Origin of the sequence: Burkholderia sp. AU31652, from assembly GCF_002223155.1 — a bacterium.
Lineage (GTDB): Bacteria > Pseudomonadota > Gammaproteobacteria > Burkholderiales > Burkholderiaceae > Burkholderia.
The window spans coordinates 2574674-2593647 of sequence record NZ_NKFG01000005.1 but is presented as its reverse complement, the minus strand read 5'-3'; the positions used below and the strand labels follow the sequence as shown (position 1 = coordinate 2593647).

Here is an 18974-nt window from a genome sequence, read left to right as displayed (position 1 = left end):
GTCGGCGGCGTTTCGAAAGTACGTCGATGTGCGGGCACCACGCCCGCCGTCGTCAGACCGTCTCCGGCTGCCGCACGGCCTTCGCGATATTGCGGGCCATTGCCCCGTTCGCGACGAAGTAAGGCACGTCCACGCGCGCAAGCGGCTTGCGCCCGCGAATCTTGTCCGCGATCTTCTCGGCGATCATGATCGTCGGCGCATTGAGGTTGCCGGTCGTGATGATCGGCATGATCGACGCATCGACGACGCGCAGCCCCTCCAACCCGTGCACGCGGCCTTCTTCATCGACCACGGCCATGTCGTCGTAACCCATCTTGCACGAGCACGACGGATGGAACGCGGTCTCCGCGCGGGCGCGCACGAACGCGTCGAGCTCCTTGTCGGACTTGCAGTCCGCACCCGGGTTCAGCTCGCGGCCGCGATATCGATCAAGTGCCGGCTGCCGCATGATCTCGCGCGTCGCACGGATCGCATCGCGGAATTCGCGCCAGTCGAGCGCTTCGGCCATGTAGTTGAACAGGATGCTCGGATGGTCGTTCGGATCGCGCGAGCGCAGCTTCACGCGGCCGCGGCTCGGCGAGCGCATCGAGCCGACGTGCGCCTGGAAGCCGTGCATCTCGATCGCGTTCGAGCCGTTGTAGTTGATCGCAACAGGCAGGAAGTGATACTGGATGTTCGGCCACAGATCGTCGTCGCGCGTGCGGATGAAGCCGCCCGCCTCGAAGTGGTTGCTCGCGCCGAGGCCGGTGCCGTTCAGCATCCATTCGAGGCCGATCTTCGGCTGGTTCCACCACTTGAGCGCCGGGTACAGCGAGACCGGCTCCTTGCACTCGTACTGGATGTACATCTCCAGGTGATCCTGCAGGTTCTGGCCGACACCGGGCAGGTCGAGCACGACGGGAATGTCGAGTGCCTTCAGCCACGCACCGGGGCCGACGCCCGAGCGCTGCAGCAGTTGCGGCGACGCGATCGCACCGCTGCACACGAGCACTTCGCGGCGCGCATGCGCGGTCGCACGTTCGCTGCCGCGCAGGTACGTGACGCCCGACGCGCGCTTGCCGTCGAACAGGATGCGATCGGCGAGCGCGTGCGTGACGATCTCGAGGTTCGACCGCACCTTCGCCTGGTCGAGGTAGCCGCGCGCGGTGCTGGCGCGGCGACCCTTCGGCGTGACGGTGCGGTCCATCGGGCCGAAGCCTTCCTGCTGATAGCCGTTCAGATCATCCGTGCGCGGATAGCCGGCCTGCACACCTGCATCGACCATGGCCTCGAACAGCGGGTTCACGCCCGGCTTGCTGGTCGTGACCGACACGGGGCCGCTGCCGCCGTGATAATCGTTCGGGCCGACGTCGCGCGTTTCGGCCTTCTTGAAGTACGGCAGGCAGTCGAGATACGTCCAGTTCTCGAGGCCCTTGTGCGTCGACCAGTTGTCGTAGTCGAGCGCGTTGCCGCGGATGTAGCACATGCCGTTGATCAACGACGAGCCGCCGAGCCCCTTGCCGCGGCCGCATTCCATCCGGCGGTTGTCCATGTGCGGCTCGGGGTCGGTTTCGTAGGCCCAGTTGTAGCGGCGGCCCTGCAGCGGATAGGCGAGGGCGGCCGGCATCTGCGTGCGGAAGTCGAAGCGGTAGTCGGGGCCACCTGCTTCGAGCAGCAGCACCGTCACGTCCGGATCTTCCGTCAGGCGCGTTGCGAGCACGTTGCCCGCGGAACCTGCGCCGCAGATGATGTAGTCGTATTCGCGTGTCGTCATGACGGTCAGTCTCCTTTCGTGATCCTTAAAACACCGGGTTGTAGCGGCCGAGCTCGACCTGCACCGACTTGATTCGAGTGTAGTGCTCGAGCGTCGTGATGCCGTTCTCGCGTCCGACACCGGATTGCTTGTATCCGCCAACCGGCATCTCGGCCGGCGATTCGCCCCACGTGTTGATCCAGCAGATACCGGCTTCGAGACGATGGATCGTGCGGTGCGCGCGCGACAGGTTCTCGGTCACGACGCCGGCCGCGAGGCCGTAGTGCGTGTCGTTCGCGCGGGCGATCACTTCGTCCTCCGATTCGAAATCGAGGATGCTCATCACCGGCCCGAAGATTTCCTCGCGAACGATCTTCATGTCGTCGCGGCAATCGCCGAACACGGTCGGCGCGACGTACTGGCCGCTGCCGAAGTGGCCGTCGGTCAGGCGCGTGCCGCCCGCAAGCAGCTTCGCGCCTTCTGCCTTGCCGCTTTCGATGAAGCCGAGCACCTTGTCGAGCTGCGCGGCCGACACGAGCGGGCCGAAGTTGGTATCGGCATCGGTCGGCTTGCCGACGCGGATGCGCTTCACGCGCTCGAGCACACGCTGCGTGAATGCATCCTTGATCGAGCGGTGCACGAACACGCGCGTGCCGTTCGTGCAGACCTGGCCCGAGCTGAAGAAGTTGGCGGTCACCGCGATGTCGGCCGCGCGGTCGAGGTCCGCGTCGTCGAACACGATCAGCGGCGACTTGCCGCCGAGCTCCATCGTCACTTCCTTCAGCGACGATGCACCGGCCAGCGACATCACCTTCTTGCCGGTTTCGACGCCGCCGGTGAACGACACCTTCGCGATGTCCGGGTGGCCGGTCAGCAGCGCGCCGACCGAGCCGTCACCCTGCACGACGTTGAACACGCCGGCCGGCACGCCGGCTTCCGTATAGATTTCCGCGAGCTTCAGCGCGGTGAGCGGCGTGACTTCGCTCGGCTTGAACACCATCGCGTTGCCGGCCGCGAGCGCGGGGGCCGTCTTCCAGCATGCGATCTGGATCGGGTAGTTCCACGCGCCGATGCCCGCGCACACGCCGAGCGGCTCGCGGCGCGTGTAGACGAACGACTCGGCGCGCAGCGGCACCTGCAGCCCTTCGATCGCGGTCGCGAGGCCCGCGTAATACTCGATCACGTCCGCGCCGGTGACGATGTCGACCGCGAGCGTCTCGCCGATCGGCTTGCCCGTGTCGCGCGTTTCCAGCGCCGCGAGCTCGTCGTTGCGCTCGCGCAGCAGGTCGACCGCGCGGCGCAGGATGCGCGAGCGCTGCATCGCGGTCATCGCGGCCCATTCACGCTGGCCTTCCTGCGCGGACGCCACCGCGCGGTCGACGTCGGCCGCGCTGGCCTGCTGCACCTGCGCGAGCAGTTCGCCGGTGGCGGGATCGAAGGTGTCGAAAGTCTTGCCGCTCGTGGCGTCGGCGTAACCGCCGCCGATGTAGAGGCGCTGCAAACCGAATACGGACATGAGGATCTCCTTGAGGGCGACTGCGTCGCGCGTCAGTCGGACGCGAGCAGCAGGTCGATGTAATCGTGGGCGAGCTTCAATGCAGCCCGGGTGTCGATGGGGCCGCCGGCGAGTGCGCCGCGCAGCCACAGGCCGTCGATCAGCGCGGCGAGGCCGCTGGCGGCTTCGCGCGCTTGCGTGCGCGGCAACGCCTTCGCGAATTCGGCGCACAGGTTCGAGTGGAGGCGCCGCGTGTTGACGTGCTGCAGGCGCTTGAGCATCGGGTCGTGCATGCTCTGCGACCAGAACGCGAGCCAGGTCTTCATCACGGGCGCGCTGACCTGCGTGACGTCGAAGTTCGCGGCGACGATCGCGCGCAGCCGGGCGCGCGGATCCTTGCGTGCCGCCACGCGGCGGCGCGTGGTGGCCGACCACAGGTCGCGCAGCACGTGCCGCATCGTCGCTTCGAGCAGGCCGTCCTTGTCGCCGAAGTAGTGGCTGACGATGCCCGTCGAGATGTTCGCGCGTTGCGCGACCGACGCGAGCGTCGTGCCGGGCAGGCCCGCTTCGTCGATCGAGCGCAGCGTGGCGTCGATCAACTGCGCGCGGCGAATCTCCCGCATTCCGACTTTCGGCATCGCGACTCCCTTCGCCCGGACGGGCCGTCCATGGAAGTCGAGAGCTTAGCGGTTTTTTATTGATCGTTCAATCAACAAAAAATCGGGGTCTGACGATGAAGACGGGTACCCGGCAGGTGCGCGAGGCCCTCCGATCCCGCGTTGTGCAGGTGCGGAAAAATGATTGAAAGATGATTAAGAAAGATGAAGTTTGTTTAAAACGCTTTCTGAAGCGAGCAATCAATCCGGTTAATCGTTGCAGGTGTCGAATCGATTACGGAATGAAAGAATAATGAGCTGTGTGATATTTGGTTAAGCGTGGAAGCCGACGCGCGAAACAGCGTCACGATTCATTCATGAAAATCCGTTTGAAATAGGCGAATGAAACGAATTAACGTATTGATTGTAAATGGAAATGTTTCGATTAAATAGGGATCGGCTGCCGCTCCGCAAACGATTGCGACCGCCCTCGATCGGATTCCGCTTACCATAAAAAATGCTGGAATAATTTGAATCTGCCGTATTTCCTAACAGAGTAGAGGGTATCGTTGGAATGACTTGAGTCAGTAATATTGTCCGTATTAGTATGGCGCCGCACTACGAGGAATGAATCGATGCCGCCGGTATTGCCGCGGTGCATTGGCCAATCGCGCGATTCGGACGCGCGTGACAAACCGGCGCAGTCATTGCGCACCTGCAGCATGCCGCGACGTCGAGACGCCGCATCCACCGGAGAACGACGATGCTGACCGAAAAACACGTGGTCCCATTGCCGAATGGTCTGAAGGTCTACGTCGAACGGAACGTGTTCGACCCGGCGTTCGACACGGCAATGCTCGTCAACGGCGCGCTCGCGACGACCGCGTCGTTCGGGCAGACCGTCCAGTATCTCGGCGAGCGGATGAACACGATCTGCTTCGACCTGCCGTATGCGGGGCAGTCGCGCCAGCACAACCCGGGCTGCTTCATCCTGACGAAGGACGACGAAGCCGCGATCCTGCAGCACCTGGTCGAGCGCTTCGCGCCGGCGTACCTCGTGTCGGTGTCGTGGGGCGGCGTCGCGTCGCTGTTCGCGCTCGCACGCGGCTGCCCGAGCGTGCGGCGCGCGGCGATCTGCTCGTTCTCGCCGTTCCTGAACGACGCGATGGTCGACTACGTGACGCGCGCCCGCGACCACATCGCGGCCGGCGAGAACCTGAAGGCCGCGCAGCTGCTGAACGACACCGTCGGCCGCTACCTGCCGCGCATCATGAAGCTGTACAACTACCGGTATCTCACGCGCCTGCCGCGCGACGAGCAGGACCAGGTCGCGTTCCACGTCGACCAGATCCTGTCGCTGCAGCCGGAGCGCTACCTCAGCGAGTTCTCGAACATCGGCTGCGAGCTGCTGTTCCTGAACGGCGAGCGCGACGAATACACGACGCCCGCCGATGTGCGCCAGCTCGGCGCGCACGTGCCGCGCGCACGGTTCGCGACGGTGCCGGACGCCGGCCACTTCCTCGACATCGAAGGCCGCGCGCAGCGCGAATACACGCGCTCGGCGTTGCTCGACTTTTTCTGCGGCGGGTCGCAGCTCGCCGCCGGCATGGCGCTCGCCGCCGCGCAGTCGTGCGTGCCCGCACCGATGCACGCGCTGTCGTCGTGACACCGCACGCCGTGCGTCCGATACGCGCGGCGCTCCCGAACTCCCATCCCAACGAGGCAGGCCCGCCGTGAATATCGTTCAGACCATCGCCATCGTCGTTCCGTGGGCCGTGTGGCTCGCCTACTGGATCGCCACTTCGCAAGGCGTGAAGACGACCGTGCGCAAGGAAGCGTCGCGCTCGCGCACGTTGCAGTCGATTCCGCTGATCGTCGGCGGCGCGCTGATCATCCTGCCCGATCCGTCGTGGCAGGCGCTCGTGCCGGACTGGCAGCGCTTCGGCCTGCAGGCGCAGTGCGGGCTCGCGGTGCTGGTGGCCGGCCTGCTGTTCTCGGTGTGGGCGCGGCTGCACCTCGGCACGAACTGGAGCGTGTCGGTCACGCTGAAGGAAGACCATGAGCTCGTCCGCACGGGGCCGTATGGGCTCGTGCGTCACCCGATCTATACGGGCTGCCTGATCGCGCTCGTCGGCGCCGCACTGATCGGCGGCGAATGGCGCGGTGCGATCGGCGTGCTGCTCGTGTTCGCGTCGCTCGCGTACAAGGTGCGCGTCGAGGAGAGCTGGCTGACCGGGTATTTCGGGCCGGCGTACACGCAGTACCGTCGCGAAGTCGCGGCGCTGATTCCCGGCTTCTACTGAACCCCGCGAGGCGCGCGATGGCGAAGATGATCGTGACCGCGATCGGCTCGGCGGGCGACGTGCATCCGCTGCTCGGCGTCGCGCGCACGCTCGCGGCGCGCGGTCACGACGTCGTGTTCTGCACGCATGCGCCGTTCGAGGCGGCGGTGCGCCGGTGCGGGTTCGCCTTCGTGCCGATCGGCACCGCGACCGACTACGAAGCCGCGATGGCGAACCCCGCGCTGTGGGATTCGCGCACGTCGTTTCGCACGCTGTGGGAGGTGATCGCGCCGACGCTGCGCCCGCATTACGACGCGCTGCGCGCGCTGACCGACGACGATACGGTGCTCGTCGGCACGCTGTGGGCGTTCTCCGCGCGCTTCATGCAGGAGCTGCACGGTACGCCGTACGTGTCGGTGCAGGTGTCGCCGTCGACGCTGCTGTCCGCGCATGCGCCGCCGACGCACCCGCGCCTGACGATTCCCGCGCGCTGGCCGCTGCCCGTGAAGGCGGCGCTGATGACGCTGATCGAGCGGCAGGTGCTCGATCGCACGTGCGGCCCCGCGCTCAACGCGGTGCGCCGCGCGCTCGGGCTCGCGCCGGCGCGGCGTGTGCTGGGCCGCTGGCTGCATTCGACCGATGGCGTGCTGTGCCTGTTTCCCGGCTGGTTCGCGCCGCCGCAGCCGGACTGGCCGTCGAATCATCTGCAAAGCGGCTTCCCGTTGTTCAACGATATTGCGACCCCCGAAGACGATGTGGCACTCGATGCGTATCTCGCGGCCGGTGAACCCCCGGTCGTGTTCACGGCCGGTTCGACACGCGTCGATCACGCGGCATACGCGCGCGCGGTGGCGGACGCGCTGCGCGCGACCGGTGCGCGCGGGATCCTGCTGACGCCGCACGATGCGGCGCCGGACAGTGACCGCTTGCTCGTGCGCCGCTTCGTGCCGATGCGCACGCTGCTGCCGCGCTGCCGCGCGCTCGTGCATCACGGCGGGATCGGCACCGCGGCGCTCGCGTTCGAAGCCGGGATCGCGCAGGTCGTCACGCCGTTCGCGCACGACCAGTTCGACAACGCGCAACGGGTCGCCGTGAGCGGCTGCGGCGTGCGGGTCGACGGCCCGGTCGACGGTGCGCGTCTCGGCGCGGCGCTCGCGCGCGTGCTCGGTGAACCGTCGTTCGCGGTGCACGCGGCGTGCACGCGCGCGCTGCTTGCCGCCGAGCGGGACGGCTGCGACGCCGCCGCCGATTTCATCGAACGGTTCGCACCGGCGCACGGGCGGGCTGCCGTGCGGCCCGAAGCCGCGGTGGCCGGCGCATGAGCACCGCGTCGCCGCTTCACGACGGGCCGGTCGCGCCGTCCGCGTTCGACGTGCCGGCGCCAGCGCCGGCCGCGCGGCCGGTGCGTGGCGTCCGGCTCGCGCTGCTGACGTTCGCGCTGTCGCTCGCGACCTTCATCGAGGTGCTCGATTCGACCGTGACGAACGTCGCGGTGCCGGCGATCTCCGGCAGTCTCGGCGTATCGAACAGCCAGGGCACGTGGGTGATCAGCTCGTATTCGGTCGCGGCCGCGATCGCGGTGCCGCTGACGGGCTGGCTCGCGCGCCGCGTCGGCGAGTTGCGGCTGTTCGTCGGCGCGATCCTGCTGTTCACGCTGACGTCGCTGCTGTGCGGGCTCGCGCGCGACCTGCACGTGCTGGTGATCTGCCGCGCGCTGCAGGGGCTGTTTTCCGGGCCGATGGTGCCGCTGTCGCAGACGATCCTGCTGCGCACGTTCCCGCCGGACAAGCGCACGATCGCGCTCGCGCTGTGGGCGATGACGGTGCTGCTCGCGCCGATCTTCGGGCCGGTGGTCGGCGGCTGGATCGTCGACAACTTCTCGTGGCCGTGGATCTTCCTGATCAATTTGCCGATCGGGCTGTTCTCGTTCGCGGTCTGCACCGCGATGCTGCGCCCTGACGCGCAACGCGGCACGGCCGGCCCGATCGACGTGCCGGGCATCGTGCTGCTCGTGATCGGCGTCGGCTCGCTGCAGGCGATGCTCGATCTCGGCCACGATCGCGGCTGGTTCGGCTCGCCGCTGATCGTCACGCTCGCGGTGGTCGCGGCGCTCTCGATCACGTCGCTGCTGATCTGGGAGGCGGGCGAAGCGCATCCCGTCGTCGATCTCAGCCTGTTCCGCGATCGCACGTTCTCGTTCTGTGTCCTGATCATCTCGCTCGGGATGATGAGCTTCTCGGTGGTCGGCGTCGTGTTTCCTCTGTGGATGCAGGCCGTGATGGGCTACAACGCGTTTCACGCGGGGCTCGCCACGGCGTCGCTCGGCGTGCTCGCGCTGGTGTTCTCGATCCTCGTCGGGCTGCATGCGCATCGCTTCGACGCGCGCGTGCTCGCGACCTTCGGCTTCCTCGTGTTCGCGGCCGTGCTCGCGTGGGATGCGCATTTCACGCTGAAGATGACGTTCGCGCAGATCGCGGCGCCGGGGCTGATCCAGGGGATCGGGCTGCCGTGCTTCTTCATTCCGCTGACCGCCGCGACGCTGTCGCGCATTCCGGACGACCGGCTCGCGGCCGCGTCGAGCCTGTCGAACTTCCTGCGCACGCTGTCCGCCGCGTTCGGCACCGCGATGAGCGTGACGCTGTGGGACAACCGCGCGACCTATCACTACGACGTCGTGTCGCAATCCGTCACGCACGCGTCGGCGAACACGCAGCGCTTCGTGCATACGCTGAACGCGATGGGCGTGGACGGCGTGCGCGAGCTGTCGACGCTGCACCAGGTCGTGATGCAGCAGGCCTACATGATGGCGACCAACGACATGTTCTGGATGGCGAGCATGACGTGTCTCGCCCTCGCGGCAATGATGTGGCTGACGCGGCCGAAACGCGGCGCGGCGGCGTCGTTCGGGCATTGAGGAGAGGAACATGACGACACTCGGCGCACTCGTGATCCTGTATCACCCGAGCGATGCACAGCTCGACGCGCTCGGCGCATGGCGGCACGCGTGCGACGCGCTGCTCGTCGTCGACAACACGCCGCAGCCCGATGCGCGGGCCCGCGAGCTGTGCGCGCGCGAGGGCATCGCGCTGCTGCATCACGGCAATCGCGGCGGGATCGCGGGCGCGTACAACGCGGGGCTCGCGGCGCTGTTTCGCGATCGGATCGATGCCGTCGCGCTGTTCGACCAGGATTCGTCGGTGCCGGCCGCGTATTTCCCCGCGATGCGCGAAGTCTGCGCGGGGCTTGGCGGGCGCCCGTTCCTGGCGGGCCCGCGCATCTTCGACGAAAACGCGCGCAGCTTCCTGCCCGAACTGTCGACCAACGGGATCGGGCTGCGCCGCCTGCGCATCGAGCCGGGCGCGTCGTTGCAGCGCTGCGCGTTCCTGATTTCGTCGGGCTGCGTCGTGTCGCGTGACGCGTTCGACGTGCTCGGCCGCTTCGACGAGACGCTGTTCATCGATCACGTCGATACCGAATACAGCTTCCGCGCGTTGTCGCGCAACGTGCCGCTCTATGTCGTGCCGTCGCTGGTGCTGCCGCACCGGATCGGCGCGAAGCAGCGTCATGCGCTCGGCCCTTTTGAAATGACGTCGATGAATCACTCGTGGCAACGGCGCTATTACAGCGCGCGCAATGCGGTGCAGCTCGGGATGCAGTACGGGTTGCGCTTTCCGGTGGCGATCGTGCCGAACCTGTTGACGATATGGCAGGTCGTGCAGATCGCGCTCGTCGAATGCGACAAGCGCGCGAAGCTCGCCGGCATTCTGTTCGGCGTCGCGGATGGCCTGTTCGGCCGGCTCGGGCCGCTCGAACGCACGCGGCCGCGTCTGGCCGCGCGTGCGCAACGCGTGCAGCAGGGATGAGGGGCGCGATGCGGCGTGTGAATGAAGCGGCGAAGGTGGCGCGTGGCGTGAAGGGCGGCTCGATGATGATCGTCGCCGCGGCCGCGTCGCTGGCGTTGGGCGGATGCGTGCCGTCGGGCTTCCTGCCGTCGCTGTCGTTGCGCGCGCCGGCCGACGATGCGCTCGCGCATACGGCCGGCCCCGGCGTGAACGGCGCGTGGCCCGCGCCCGACTGGGTGAAGCAGCTGCAGGACCCGCAGCTCGACGCGCTGGTCGCCGAGGCTGCGCAAAACAACCCCGACCTGCAGGTCGCGCAGGCGCGGCTGCGGATCGCGCAGGCACAGCTTCAGCAGTTCGATTCGTTGACGGGGCTGACGGGCACGGCTGGCGCGACCGTCAGCCGCGCGCGGATGCCGAAGCCGGGCGACGACGTCGCCAACGTGTCGGTCAGCGGCTATCGCGTGCCGGTGGAGATCTTCGGCGATCCGAACACCTCGCCGTCGTCGGTGTTCGTCGGGCTGACCTACCAGCTCGACCTGTGGGGCAAGAACCGCGCCGCGACGAAGAGCCTGATGTCGCTGCGCGAAGCGGCGCGGGTCGAGGCCGAGCAGGTGCGGCTCACGCTGGCGATCGCGATCGTCACCGTGTACTGCCAGCTCGACCAGGCGTATGCGACGCAGGACCTGCTGCAGCAGAAACTGAAGGTCAGCCAGCGCGTGACGACGGTGCTGCGCGAGCGCACCGCGCGCGGGCTCGACAACGCGTACGACGCGAGCGACGCATCGATCAAGCGCAGCAAGCTGCTCGCGCAGATCGCGATGAACGACGAGCAGATCAAGCTCGCGCAGCTGCAGCTCGGCGTGCTGTCCGGCCGTGGTCCAGAGCGCGGGCTCGCGCTGCAGCGGCCACGCGTTGGTGTCTTCGCGGGCGGCGCGCTGCCCGCGCGGCTGCCGGCCGACCTCCTGGGGCGCCGGCCCGACATCGTCGCCGCGCGCTTGCGTGTCGAAGCCGCGTTCGCGAATGCCGATTCGACGCGCGCACAGTTCTATCCGGACGTGAACCTCGTCGCGCTCGGCGGCGTGTTCGCGCTCACGCCCGCGTCGCTGTTCTCGCGCGATGCGCTCGCCGGTTCCATCGGCCCGGCGATCTCGCTGCCGATCTTCGATCGCGGCCGGCTGAAGGCGAAGCTCGGTGCGGATGTCGCGCAGGCCGACGTCGCGATCGGGCTGTACAACAAGACCGTCGACGACGCGCTCGGGCAGGTCGCGCAGTTCGTCACGTCGCTGCAGACGTCGCAGACGCTCGTCGCGCAGCAGCAGGACGCGGTCGCGGCCGCGCAGAAGATCGTTGAGATCGCAACCGACCGGCACCGGCGCGGCGTGCTGATGCAGAAGGACGTGGACGTCGCCGATCTCACGCTGATCGACGAGCGCGCGCAGATGATCGCGTTGCTCGGCCGGCAGCGGTCGCTGCGCATCGGGCTCATCGGCGCGCTGGGCGGTGGATTCGATGCGGGCGCGACGGTTGCGCAGGCGCCGGCCGCGCATCGGGCGCGTAGCGGGGCGGCGAAGCGAGGCGCTTCGACTAGCGCGCCCGCGGCGCCCGCCGTGGCCGCTGCGACCGCATCGAACGCGTCGAACGCGTCGACCGCGATCCGACCGATGGCGACGCCGTCGGCCGATGTGCGTGCGGCGAGCGTGGCCGTGCCGCCGATCGCCGCTGCATCGAATGCGGGTTCCGCACGACGCGACGACGCGGCACGCACGCCGGCCGTCGCCGCGACACCGCGCAGCACCGCCGTTCTCGCGCACACGGCAGCGGCGAATCCGGCGCCGAGCCCGTCGGTCACACCATCGATTCCCTTGTTCCAGCACGATCGTCTGATCGTTACGCAAAGCGACTGATGCACCACGACAACCTCCATTCCGCCGCGCCGCCGGCCGCACTGAACGACCCGGCACTCGACGCGCGCCGCGCGACGCGCCGCAAGCGCTTCATCGCGTTCTTCGCGGTCGTGCTGGTGGCCGCGCTTGCATGGATCGCGTACTGGCTGCTGAGCGATCGCTATTACGAAGACACCGACGACGCGTACGTCGCCGGCAGCATCGTCCAGGTCGCCGCGCAGATCCCCGGATCGGTGACCGACGTCGTGGTGGCCGATACGCAGGCCGTGCGCGCCGGCCAGATCCTCGTGAAGCTCGACGACACCGAGGCGTCCGTCGCGTTCGCGCAGGCGAAGGCACAGCTCGCGCAGGCGGTGCGGCAGGTCGCGAACGCGAAGATCTCGAACACGATGTACGTCGAGGCCGTGAATGCGCGGCGCGCCGACCTGGCACTCGCACAGCGCGCGTTCGCCGCACGCTCGGGCGCATCGGTCGAGATCGTCGCGCCCGAGGAACTCGCGCGTGCGCGCGCGGCGGTCGCAGGTGCGCAGGCGAATCTCGCGGCCGCGCAGGCGCAGCTCGATGCGGCACGCGCGCTCGGCACCCGGTTGCCCGTCGACGAAAGCCCGGCCGTCGTGCAGGCGGCCGCGCAGTTCAAGCTCGCGTACCGGAACCTGAAGCGCACGACGATCGTCGCGCCGGTCGACGGCACGATCGGGCAGCGTTCGGTGCAGGTCGGCCAGCAGGTCGGGCCCGGCGTGCCGCTGATGTCGATCGTGCAGCTCAACCAGCTGTGGATCGAGGCGAATTTCAAGGAAGGGCAGATTCGCCACATGCGCATCGGGCAGCCGGTCGAGGTCGTGTCGGATCTGTACGGCTCGCGCGTGTCCTATCGCGGCCGCGTGCAGGGCTTCTCGGCGGGCACGGGCAGTGCGTTCTCGATGCTGCCGTCGCAGAACGCGGCCGGCAACTGGATCAAGGTCGTGCAGCGCGTGCCGGTCGTGATCGCGCTCGATGCGCGCGATCTCGCCGCGCATCCGCTGCGCGTCGGGCTGTCGATGCGCGCGACGGTCGACACGCACGATCGCAACGGCCACGCGCTCGACAGCGAGCCGCCGACGCCGGCCGTCAGCACGCGCGTGCACGACGGCGTCGCGAGCGACGCGGAAAGCGCCGCGGCCGCGATCATCCGCGACAATCAGGGCGGGTAACGCCGGCCCGAGAGTGGGGGCGGCCGGTTGTCACGACCGGCCGGCCGCCCGGCGTGTTGCGGCGCTCGCCAGCGCCTCCAGCGCCCTCCTGCACCTCCAGCACCATCACCATCCAGCGCGCCCCCCTGCACGCCAAACCCTCCCGTCGTTTCCCACCCGACTTTCGCATTTCCGCCATCGATGTCGGCGCCGTTCAAACGCGTGTCGCGTTTGAGACATCGGCGCCCCTGCCTCCGGGACTACTCTCGAACAGCACGTTGCGCGTGCGCCGCATGGCGCCGGCGCGCCGCGGCGCCATCCAACGAGACATGGAGACAATACGATGAGCAGCAATCGAGGTGTCGTCTATCTTGGGCCGGGCCAGGTCGAAGTCCAGAAAATCGATTATCCGAAGATGGTCGACCCGAGCGGCCGCGCGATCGGCCACGGCGTGATCCTGAAAGTGGTGAGCACGAACATCTGCGGCTCCGACCAGCACATGGTGCGCGGCCGCACGACCGCGCCGGTCGGCCTCGTGCTCGGTCACGAGATCACGGGCGAGGTGGTCGAGATCGGCCGCGACGTCGAGACGCTGAAACTCGGCGATCTCGTGTCGGTGCCGTTCAACGTGGCCTGCGGCCGCTGTGCGATGTGCAAGGACACGCATACGGGCGTGTGCCTGAACGTGAACCCGTCGCGTGCCGGCGGCGCGTACGGCTACGTCGACATGGGCGGCTGGATCGGCGGCCAGGCCGAGTACGTGCTCGTGCCGTATGCCGATTTCAACCTGCTGAAATTCCCCGATCGCGATCAGGCCATGGCGAAGATCCGCGATCTGACCTGCCTGTCCGACATTCTGCCCACCGGTTATCACGGCGCGGTGAGCGCGGGCGTGAAGCCGGGCTCGACGGTCTACATCGCGGGCGCGGGCCCGGTCGGGATGGCGGCGGCCGCCTCGGCGCGCCTGCTCGGCGCGGCCGTGACGATCGTCGGCGACATGAACGCGGAACGCCTTGCGCACGCACGCGCGATGGGCTTCGAGACGGTCGACCTGTCGAAGGACGCATCGCTCGGCGAGCAGATCGAGCAGATCCTCGGCGTGCCCGAGATCGACTGCGCGGTCGACTGCGTCGGCTTCGAGGCGCACGGCCACGGTTCGTCGGGCCATGCGGAGGAAGCGCCTGCGACGGTGCTGAACTCGCTGATGGAAATCACGCGCCCGGCCGGCGCGATCGGCATCCCGGGCCTGTACGTGACGGACGATCCGGGCGCGAAGGACAAGGCGGCGCAACACGGCAGCCTGAGCATCCGCTTCGGCCTCGGCTGGGCGAAGTCGCACTCGTTCTTCACGGGCCAGACGCCGGTGCTGAAGTACAACCGCAACCTGATGCAGGCGATCCTGTTCGACCGGCTGCCGATCGCGAAGATCGTCAACGTCGAAGTGATTTCGCTCGACCAGGCGCCGGAAGGCTACAAGAAGTTCGACGGCGGCGCGCCGCGTAAATTCGTCATCGACCCGCACGGGTTGCTGGCGGCGTAACGCGACCGACCACCGCGCGGCAATCGAAAGGGGCCGGGGCGCGCAAGCGCCTCGGCCCTTTGTCGTTCCGGAAGCGCGCGCTCAATGCCCGCGATGGAACCGGGCGGGAAGCTCACGCGTGAACGATCGACCGGGCGCCATTCGCCCGGCTCCGTTCACGCGGTGCGCTCCATCGCAGCGTCGTACTGACCGCAGCAGGCCGCACTGTTCAGGCGTGCGCGCAGCAGCAGCGCCTCCTGCGCGGCGCGTACGTTGGCTGCCTGTCCCTTCCACGCGGCCAGCGGCGGCTCCTGCAGCGCGCGTCCATAGGAAAAGCTCAGCACCCACGGCCGCCCGTCAACGCGATTCATCGCATCGAGATGCGCGGTCGCTTCCTCGGGCGTCTGTCCGCCGGACAGGAAGAAGATGCCGGGCACTTCGGCCGGCACGATGCTGCGCAACAGGCGCACCGTGGCTTCCGCGACTTCGGCGGGGGCCGGCTGCTCGGCGTGCGTGCTGCCCGCGACGACCATGCTCGGCTTGAGCAACATGTGCGCCAGCGCGACCCGGTGCCGGTGCAGCGCGTCGAACACGGCGTGCAGCACGGCGTCGGTCACTTGCGCGCAGCGGCCGATCGAATGATCGCCGTCCATCAGCACTTCCGGCTCGACGATCGGCACGACGCCGGCCTCCTGGCAGATCGCCGCATAGCGCGCCAGCGCTTCGGCGTTGGCTTCGATCGCCGCGTGGCCCGGCAGCGTGGCGGACACGTTGTACACCGCGCGCCATTTCGCGAACCGCGCGCCTTGCCGCTGGTAGCCGTCGAGGCGTGCCGCAAGCCCATCGAGCCCTTGCGTGATTTCGTCGCCGGGCGCGAGTGCGAGCGGAATCTTGCCTGCGTCGACCTTGATGCCGGGCACGATCTGCTGGCGGGCGGCGAGTTCGGGCAACGGCGTGCCATCGTCCGTACGTTGCCCGAGCGTCTCTTCATACAGGATCACGCCGCTGACGAATTCGCCGAGGCCCGGCGTCGACAGCAACAGGGTGCGCCATGCGCGGCGGTTCTCTTCGGTCGATTCGACCGCGATCGTCTTGAAGCGCTTCGCGATGGTCGGCCCGCTTTCGTCGGCCGCCAGCAAGCCTTTGCCATCCTGAACGAGTGCCTGGATCGTCGCCTGGAGTGTGCTCTCGGTGCTCATGGAATTCCTCCGCTGAAACCGCCGCGCGGCCGTGCCGACCGCGCGCCGTTCACTTCGTCACGGTCGTCACGCCGCCTTCCGATTTCATTCTTTGTCGCGCACCGGCCAGAACGCAAGGCGCGTGCGCCGGTGGCATCGTCCGTGCCGGGGCGGGTGCGTGATGCACCGGCGTTCGACGCGCGTGACGCGTCGCGCGAAACGGGCGTTGCCGGAAACGGGCCGCCGTTTCTTGCCGGGGAGGTGCAGGGGAGAGCCGGCCACGCATACGTTCGGCGCGGCCCGGAACACGGGCGCCCCGCGATCCCGGGCACCCGCAATTGCTGCGATAATCATCGCCCGTTCCCGACCCCATCGCCGCCGTTCGGCGGCATATCCACGGATGGCCAAGTCACTTCCCCTCGCAGCGTTGCACACGTTCGTCGAAGTGGCGCGCTGCGGCAGCATGAAACAGGCGGCCGACCAGCTCTGCATTTCGCCGGGCGCCGTCAGCCAGCATGTCCGCAATCTCGAGGATCGCCTCGCCGTGCGGCTGTTCGAGCGCACCGGCCGTGAACTCGAGCTGACCGGCACGGGCCGCGCGCTGTTCGACCAGCTCGCCGGCGGCTTCAACGAAATCGAGGCCGCATGGGCGAACGTGCACGGTGCGAACCGGCGCGTCGTCCGCCTCGCGGTGACGACCACCGCGTCCTTCGCGAACACGTGGCTCGTGCAGCGCCTCGGCGCATTCAATGCCGCGTACCCCGACATCGAAATCACCGTCGAAACGCGCGCGCAGCTGGTCGACCTGCGGCGCGACTATGTCGACGTCGCGATCCGGCACGGGTTGGGCCACTATCCCGGGCACGCATCGTTCCGTATCTGGACCCCCGAGCTGTGGCCCGTCTGCAGCCCGCGACTGCTCGATCCCGCCCGCCCGATCGCCGCGCCGGCCGACTGCCTGTCGTATCCGCTGCTGCAGGACGCGGATCGCGCCGACTGGGCACTGTGGCTGCGCGCGCAGGGCATCGAGGATCCTCGTGCGCCGCGCGGCGCGAGCTTCAGCGAGGATGCGTTGCTGATCAAGGCGGCGGCTGCCGGGCAGGGCGTGGCGCTGGTGCGCGACATCTATGCGCGGGACGAAGTCGCGGCCGGCCGGCTGGTGCGCGTGCTCGCACGGCCCTGGCCGACCGAGTTGTCCTATTACGTCGTGTGCAGCGAAGCGCGCCAGCACGAGTGGAAGATCGCCGCGTTCCGCGACTGGCTCGCGACCGAGATCGGCGACGGCGACGACGGCCCGCGCGACCTACTGGCGTGACCCGCGCACGGTGGCGGTCGCGAAGCCCTTGAGCTTGCCGGTCGCGAGCGCGGTGCCGAGCAGGATGATCGCGCACCCGGCGAGCGTCTGCACGGTGACGGTCTCGTGCAGGAAGATCGCGCCCCATACGACACCGAAGATCGGAATCAGGAACGTGACCGACGCCGCATATTGCGCGCCCGCGTTGCGGATCAGCCCGAAATACAGCAGATAGGCGACGGCCGTACAGATCGCGCCGAGCAGCACCACCGCGATCCACGCGGATGGTTGAACGGGGCCGTGTGGCCACCTCGGCAGCGCGAGCGGCACGAGCGCGACCGCCGCGAACAACTGGCTGCCGAACGCCGACACGAACGGCCGGACGTTCGCCAGCCTGCGCTTCGAGTAATGCGCGGCGAACCCGTACGACAGCGTCGCGAGCATCGCGGCAGCGATCGCGCGCGATGCGCCGGGCGTGCCGGCGCCGACTGCCGAACCGGCGAGCACGACGACACCCGCAAAACCCAGCGAGAGGCCGATCGCCTGCGGCTTCGTCAGCGGCGCACGCAGCCACACGTACGCGACGATCGCGGTCCACAACGGCGTCGTCGCATTCAGGATCGAATCGGTGCCGGCCGACACGAACAGCGCCGCGTAGGTCAGCAGGCAGAACGGCAGCGCCGAGTTCGTGATGCCGACGACGAACAGCGGCAACGCATGCGAGCGGAATTCCTGTCGCGCCTGCGCGCTGCGCAGCACCGGCGACAACAGCACGGCCGCGATCGCGACGCGCAGCGCGATCAGCGGGACGACGCCGAATTCCGGCGCGCCCATGCGCATGAACAGGAAGGACGCGCCCCAGATGGCGGCAAGGGCCACGAGTTGCAGTGCATTCATCAACGACTCCGTTCGGTGGATCAGGCGGCCGGCGCGGAACGCAATACGCGAGATGCGATATGCGAGATGCGCCGGTGCGGGCGAATGACCCATTGAACGTCACGCGTGAGTCGCGACGCAAACGAGGTTTTGTGACGGGTGGTTTAGAAAAATGATTCGACGAACGCGCCTGCGCGGACCACGCCTGCGCGCTCAGTGGCCGCGATAGAGCTGCGCGATTTGCTGCGTATTGCCGGCGGGGCGTCGGGCACGTGCGGTGTGCGTGCTCACGCGGTGGAGGGTATGTGGGCGATGCGCGGCACCGTGATTGCCTTTCCAGCCTGCCAGGCGAACCGTGGCGCTGGGGTGCGGCCGGTCGGGTGCGCGCATGGCCGGCGCCGCTCGCGCGACTGCCGTCCGTCCCGCGGGTGCGCGGGCGGCCGCCGGGCCCGGGCTGCCCGGTCGGGCGACCGTCGCCTGCGTTCCGTCAGTCGAATGAAACGGATAGACGGGTGCGGGCAAGACCGGCAGCACAGGGTCGTTCGATGCGTACGGGGCGACATCGCTCGCCATCGCGCGCGAATCATTCGAACCGCGACAGGCGGGATCGGCCTTGCATGTCCGGTCGACCACCACATAGCCGCCAACCAGCAGCACGAGTGTCAGGATGCTCAGGATCGGCGCGGTCGATGCGCGAGGCTGCTGGAACGCCGCGTTGCGAAGCGCGCGCGCGATGCGCGACGACCACGTGTGAAAGGCGCGCGGAGCATGCGTGGCATCCGGTGCGCGGGGGATCGAATCGAACGGCCAGTTCCGCCGTCCGCAGACGGGGCAGTGCTCGAGCGCACGGAAGGCCACGAAGCCGCATTCCCTGCAGCGGAAGCTGGCGGTGCGCCGCGCTTCGGCTCGCGCGGTCAGGATCGCGCGCCAGTCATCGCGTGCGCGAATGGTGCGATTGGGGAGGACTCGCATCGCTGGAAGCGGGTGGGCGCCGTCAACGAGGCGAATGTTCGCCGGCCGTCATGATCCGTTCCGGCACGGCAGCCGATCGGCCCGTGCCGGAATGCAGGGGAGCGTACCTCGTCGA

At 68.3% G+C, this 18974-nt stretch carries 15 protein-coding genes; 9 read left to right on the top strand and 6 right to left on the bottom strand.

Going from position 1 to position 18974, the window contains the following annotated elements; translation table 11 throughout:
- Positions 1–52: 52 nt before the first annotated feature.
- The 3 genes from betA to betI are packed head-to-tail and all read right to left on the bottom strand — an operon-like array spanning position 53 to position 3865.
- Positions 53–1753, bottom strand: coding sequence for a choline dehydrogenase (betA, locus tag CFB40_RS29150; protein ID WP_089433134.1), 1701 nt, complete (start codon positions 1751–1753; stop codon positions 53–55).
- Positions 1754–1778: 25 nt separating this feature from the next.
- A complete protein-coding gene (betB, locus tag CFB40_RS29145; RefSeq protein ID WP_089433133.1) occupies positions 1779–3248 on the bottom strand; it encodes a betaine-aldehyde dehydrogenase in 1470 nt (489 codons plus the stop codon).
- Positions 3249–3280: 32 nt separating this feature from the next.
- Positions 3281–3865, bottom strand: coding sequence for a transcriptional regulator BetI (gene betI, locus CFB40_RS29140; RefSeq protein ID WP_089426825.1), 585 nt, complete (start codon positions 3863–3865; stop codon positions 3281–3283).
- 721 nt (positions 3866–4586) lie between these two features.
- Here betI and CFB40_RS29135 point away from each other — a divergent pair.
- From CFB40_RS29135 to fdhA, 8 genes are all read left to right on the top strand, one after another.
- Positions 4587–5489 carry an alpha/beta fold hydrolase gene (locus CFB40_RS29135; protein ID WP_089429040.1) on the top strand — a complete coding sequence of 301 codons (903 nt, stop codon included), beginning with the start codon at positions 4587–4589 and terminating at the stop codon, positions 5487–5489.
- 67 nt (positions 5490–5556) lie between these two features.
- On the top strand, positions 5557–6126 hold the full coding sequence (locus tag CFB40_RS29130) for a methyltransferase family protein (RefSeq protein ID WP_046549619.1): 570 nt from the start codon (positions 5557–5559) through the stop codon (positions 6124–6126).
- A 17-nt stretch (positions 6127–6143) separates the two neighbouring features.
- Positions 6144–7427 (top strand): glycosyltransferase, encoded by a 1284-nt coding sequence (locus CFB40_RS29125; RefSeq protein WP_089433132.1) that lies wholly within the window; start codon positions 6144–6146, stop codon positions 7425–7427.
- Positions 7424–9019, top strand: coding sequence for a DHA2 family efflux MFS transporter permease subunit (locus CFB40_RS29120; RefSeq protein WP_089433131.1), 1596 nt, complete (start codon positions 7424–7426; stop codon positions 9017–9019). The genes CFB40_RS29125 and CFB40_RS29120 overlap by 4 nt, the downstream gene beginning before the upstream one ends.
- Before the next feature lie 10 nt (positions 9020–9029).
- Positions 9030–9968, top strand: coding sequence for a glycosyltransferase family 2 protein (locus CFB40_RS29115; protein ID WP_089433130.1), 939 nt, complete (start codon positions 9030–9032; stop codon positions 9966–9968).
- Positions 9969–9976: 8 nt separating this feature from the next.
- Positions 9977–11851 carry an efflux transporter outer membrane subunit gene (locus CFB40_RS29110; protein WP_089433129.1) on the top strand — a complete coding sequence of 625 codons (1875 nt, stop codon included), beginning with the start codon at positions 9977–9979 and terminating at the stop codon, positions 11849–11851.
- On the top strand, positions 11851–13041 hold the full coding sequence (locus CFB40_RS29105; RefSeq protein ID WP_089433128.1) for an HlyD family secretion protein: 1191 nt from the start codon (positions 11851–11853) through the stop codon (positions 13039–13041). Before CFB40_RS29110 ends, CFB40_RS29105 begins: the two co-directional genes overlap by 1 nt.
- Before the next feature lie 322 nt (positions 13042–13363).
- The gene (gene fdhA, locus CFB40_RS29095; protein WP_059525191.1) at positions 13364–14560 is read left to right on the top strand and encodes a formaldehyde dehydrogenase, glutathione-independent; all 1197 of its coding nucleotides are present in this window, start codon (positions 13364–13366) and stop codon (positions 14558–14560) included.
- A 155-nt stretch (positions 14561–14715) separates the two neighbouring features.
- Here fdhA and CFB40_RS29090 read toward each other — a convergent pair whose 3' ends face one another.
- Entirely contained in the window at positions 14716–15738 is a 1023-nt protein-coding gene (locus CFB40_RS29090; protein ID WP_089433127.1) for a class I fructose-bisphosphate aldolase, read from the bottom strand.
- A gap of 379 nt (positions 15739–16117) precedes the next feature.
- On the opposite strand from CFB40_RS29090, the gene CFB40_RS29085 reads away from it, so the two are divergent.
- The gene (locus CFB40_RS29085; protein WP_089433126.1) at positions 16118–17032 is read left to right on the top strand and encodes a LysR substrate-binding domain-containing protein; all 915 of its coding nucleotides are present in this window, start codon (positions 16118–16120) and stop codon (positions 17030–17032) included.
- Here the strand turns inward: CFB40_RS29085 and CFB40_RS29080 are convergent.
- Both CFB40_RS29080 and CFB40_RS29075 read right to left on the bottom strand, forming a co-directional pair.
- On the bottom strand, positions 17021–17908 hold the full coding sequence (locus CFB40_RS29080; RefSeq protein ID WP_089433347.1) for a DMT family transporter: 888 nt from the start codon (positions 17906–17908) through the stop codon (positions 17021–17023). The two genes, CFB40_RS29085 and CFB40_RS29080, sit on opposite strands and share 12 nt — an antisense overlap.
- Before the next feature lie 192 nt (positions 17909–18100).
- On the bottom strand, positions 18101–18859 hold the full coding sequence (locus CFB40_RS29075) for a hypothetical protein (protein WP_089433125.1): 759 nt from the start codon (positions 18857–18859) through the stop codon (positions 18101–18103).
- Positions 18860–18974: the final 115 nt, after the last annotated feature.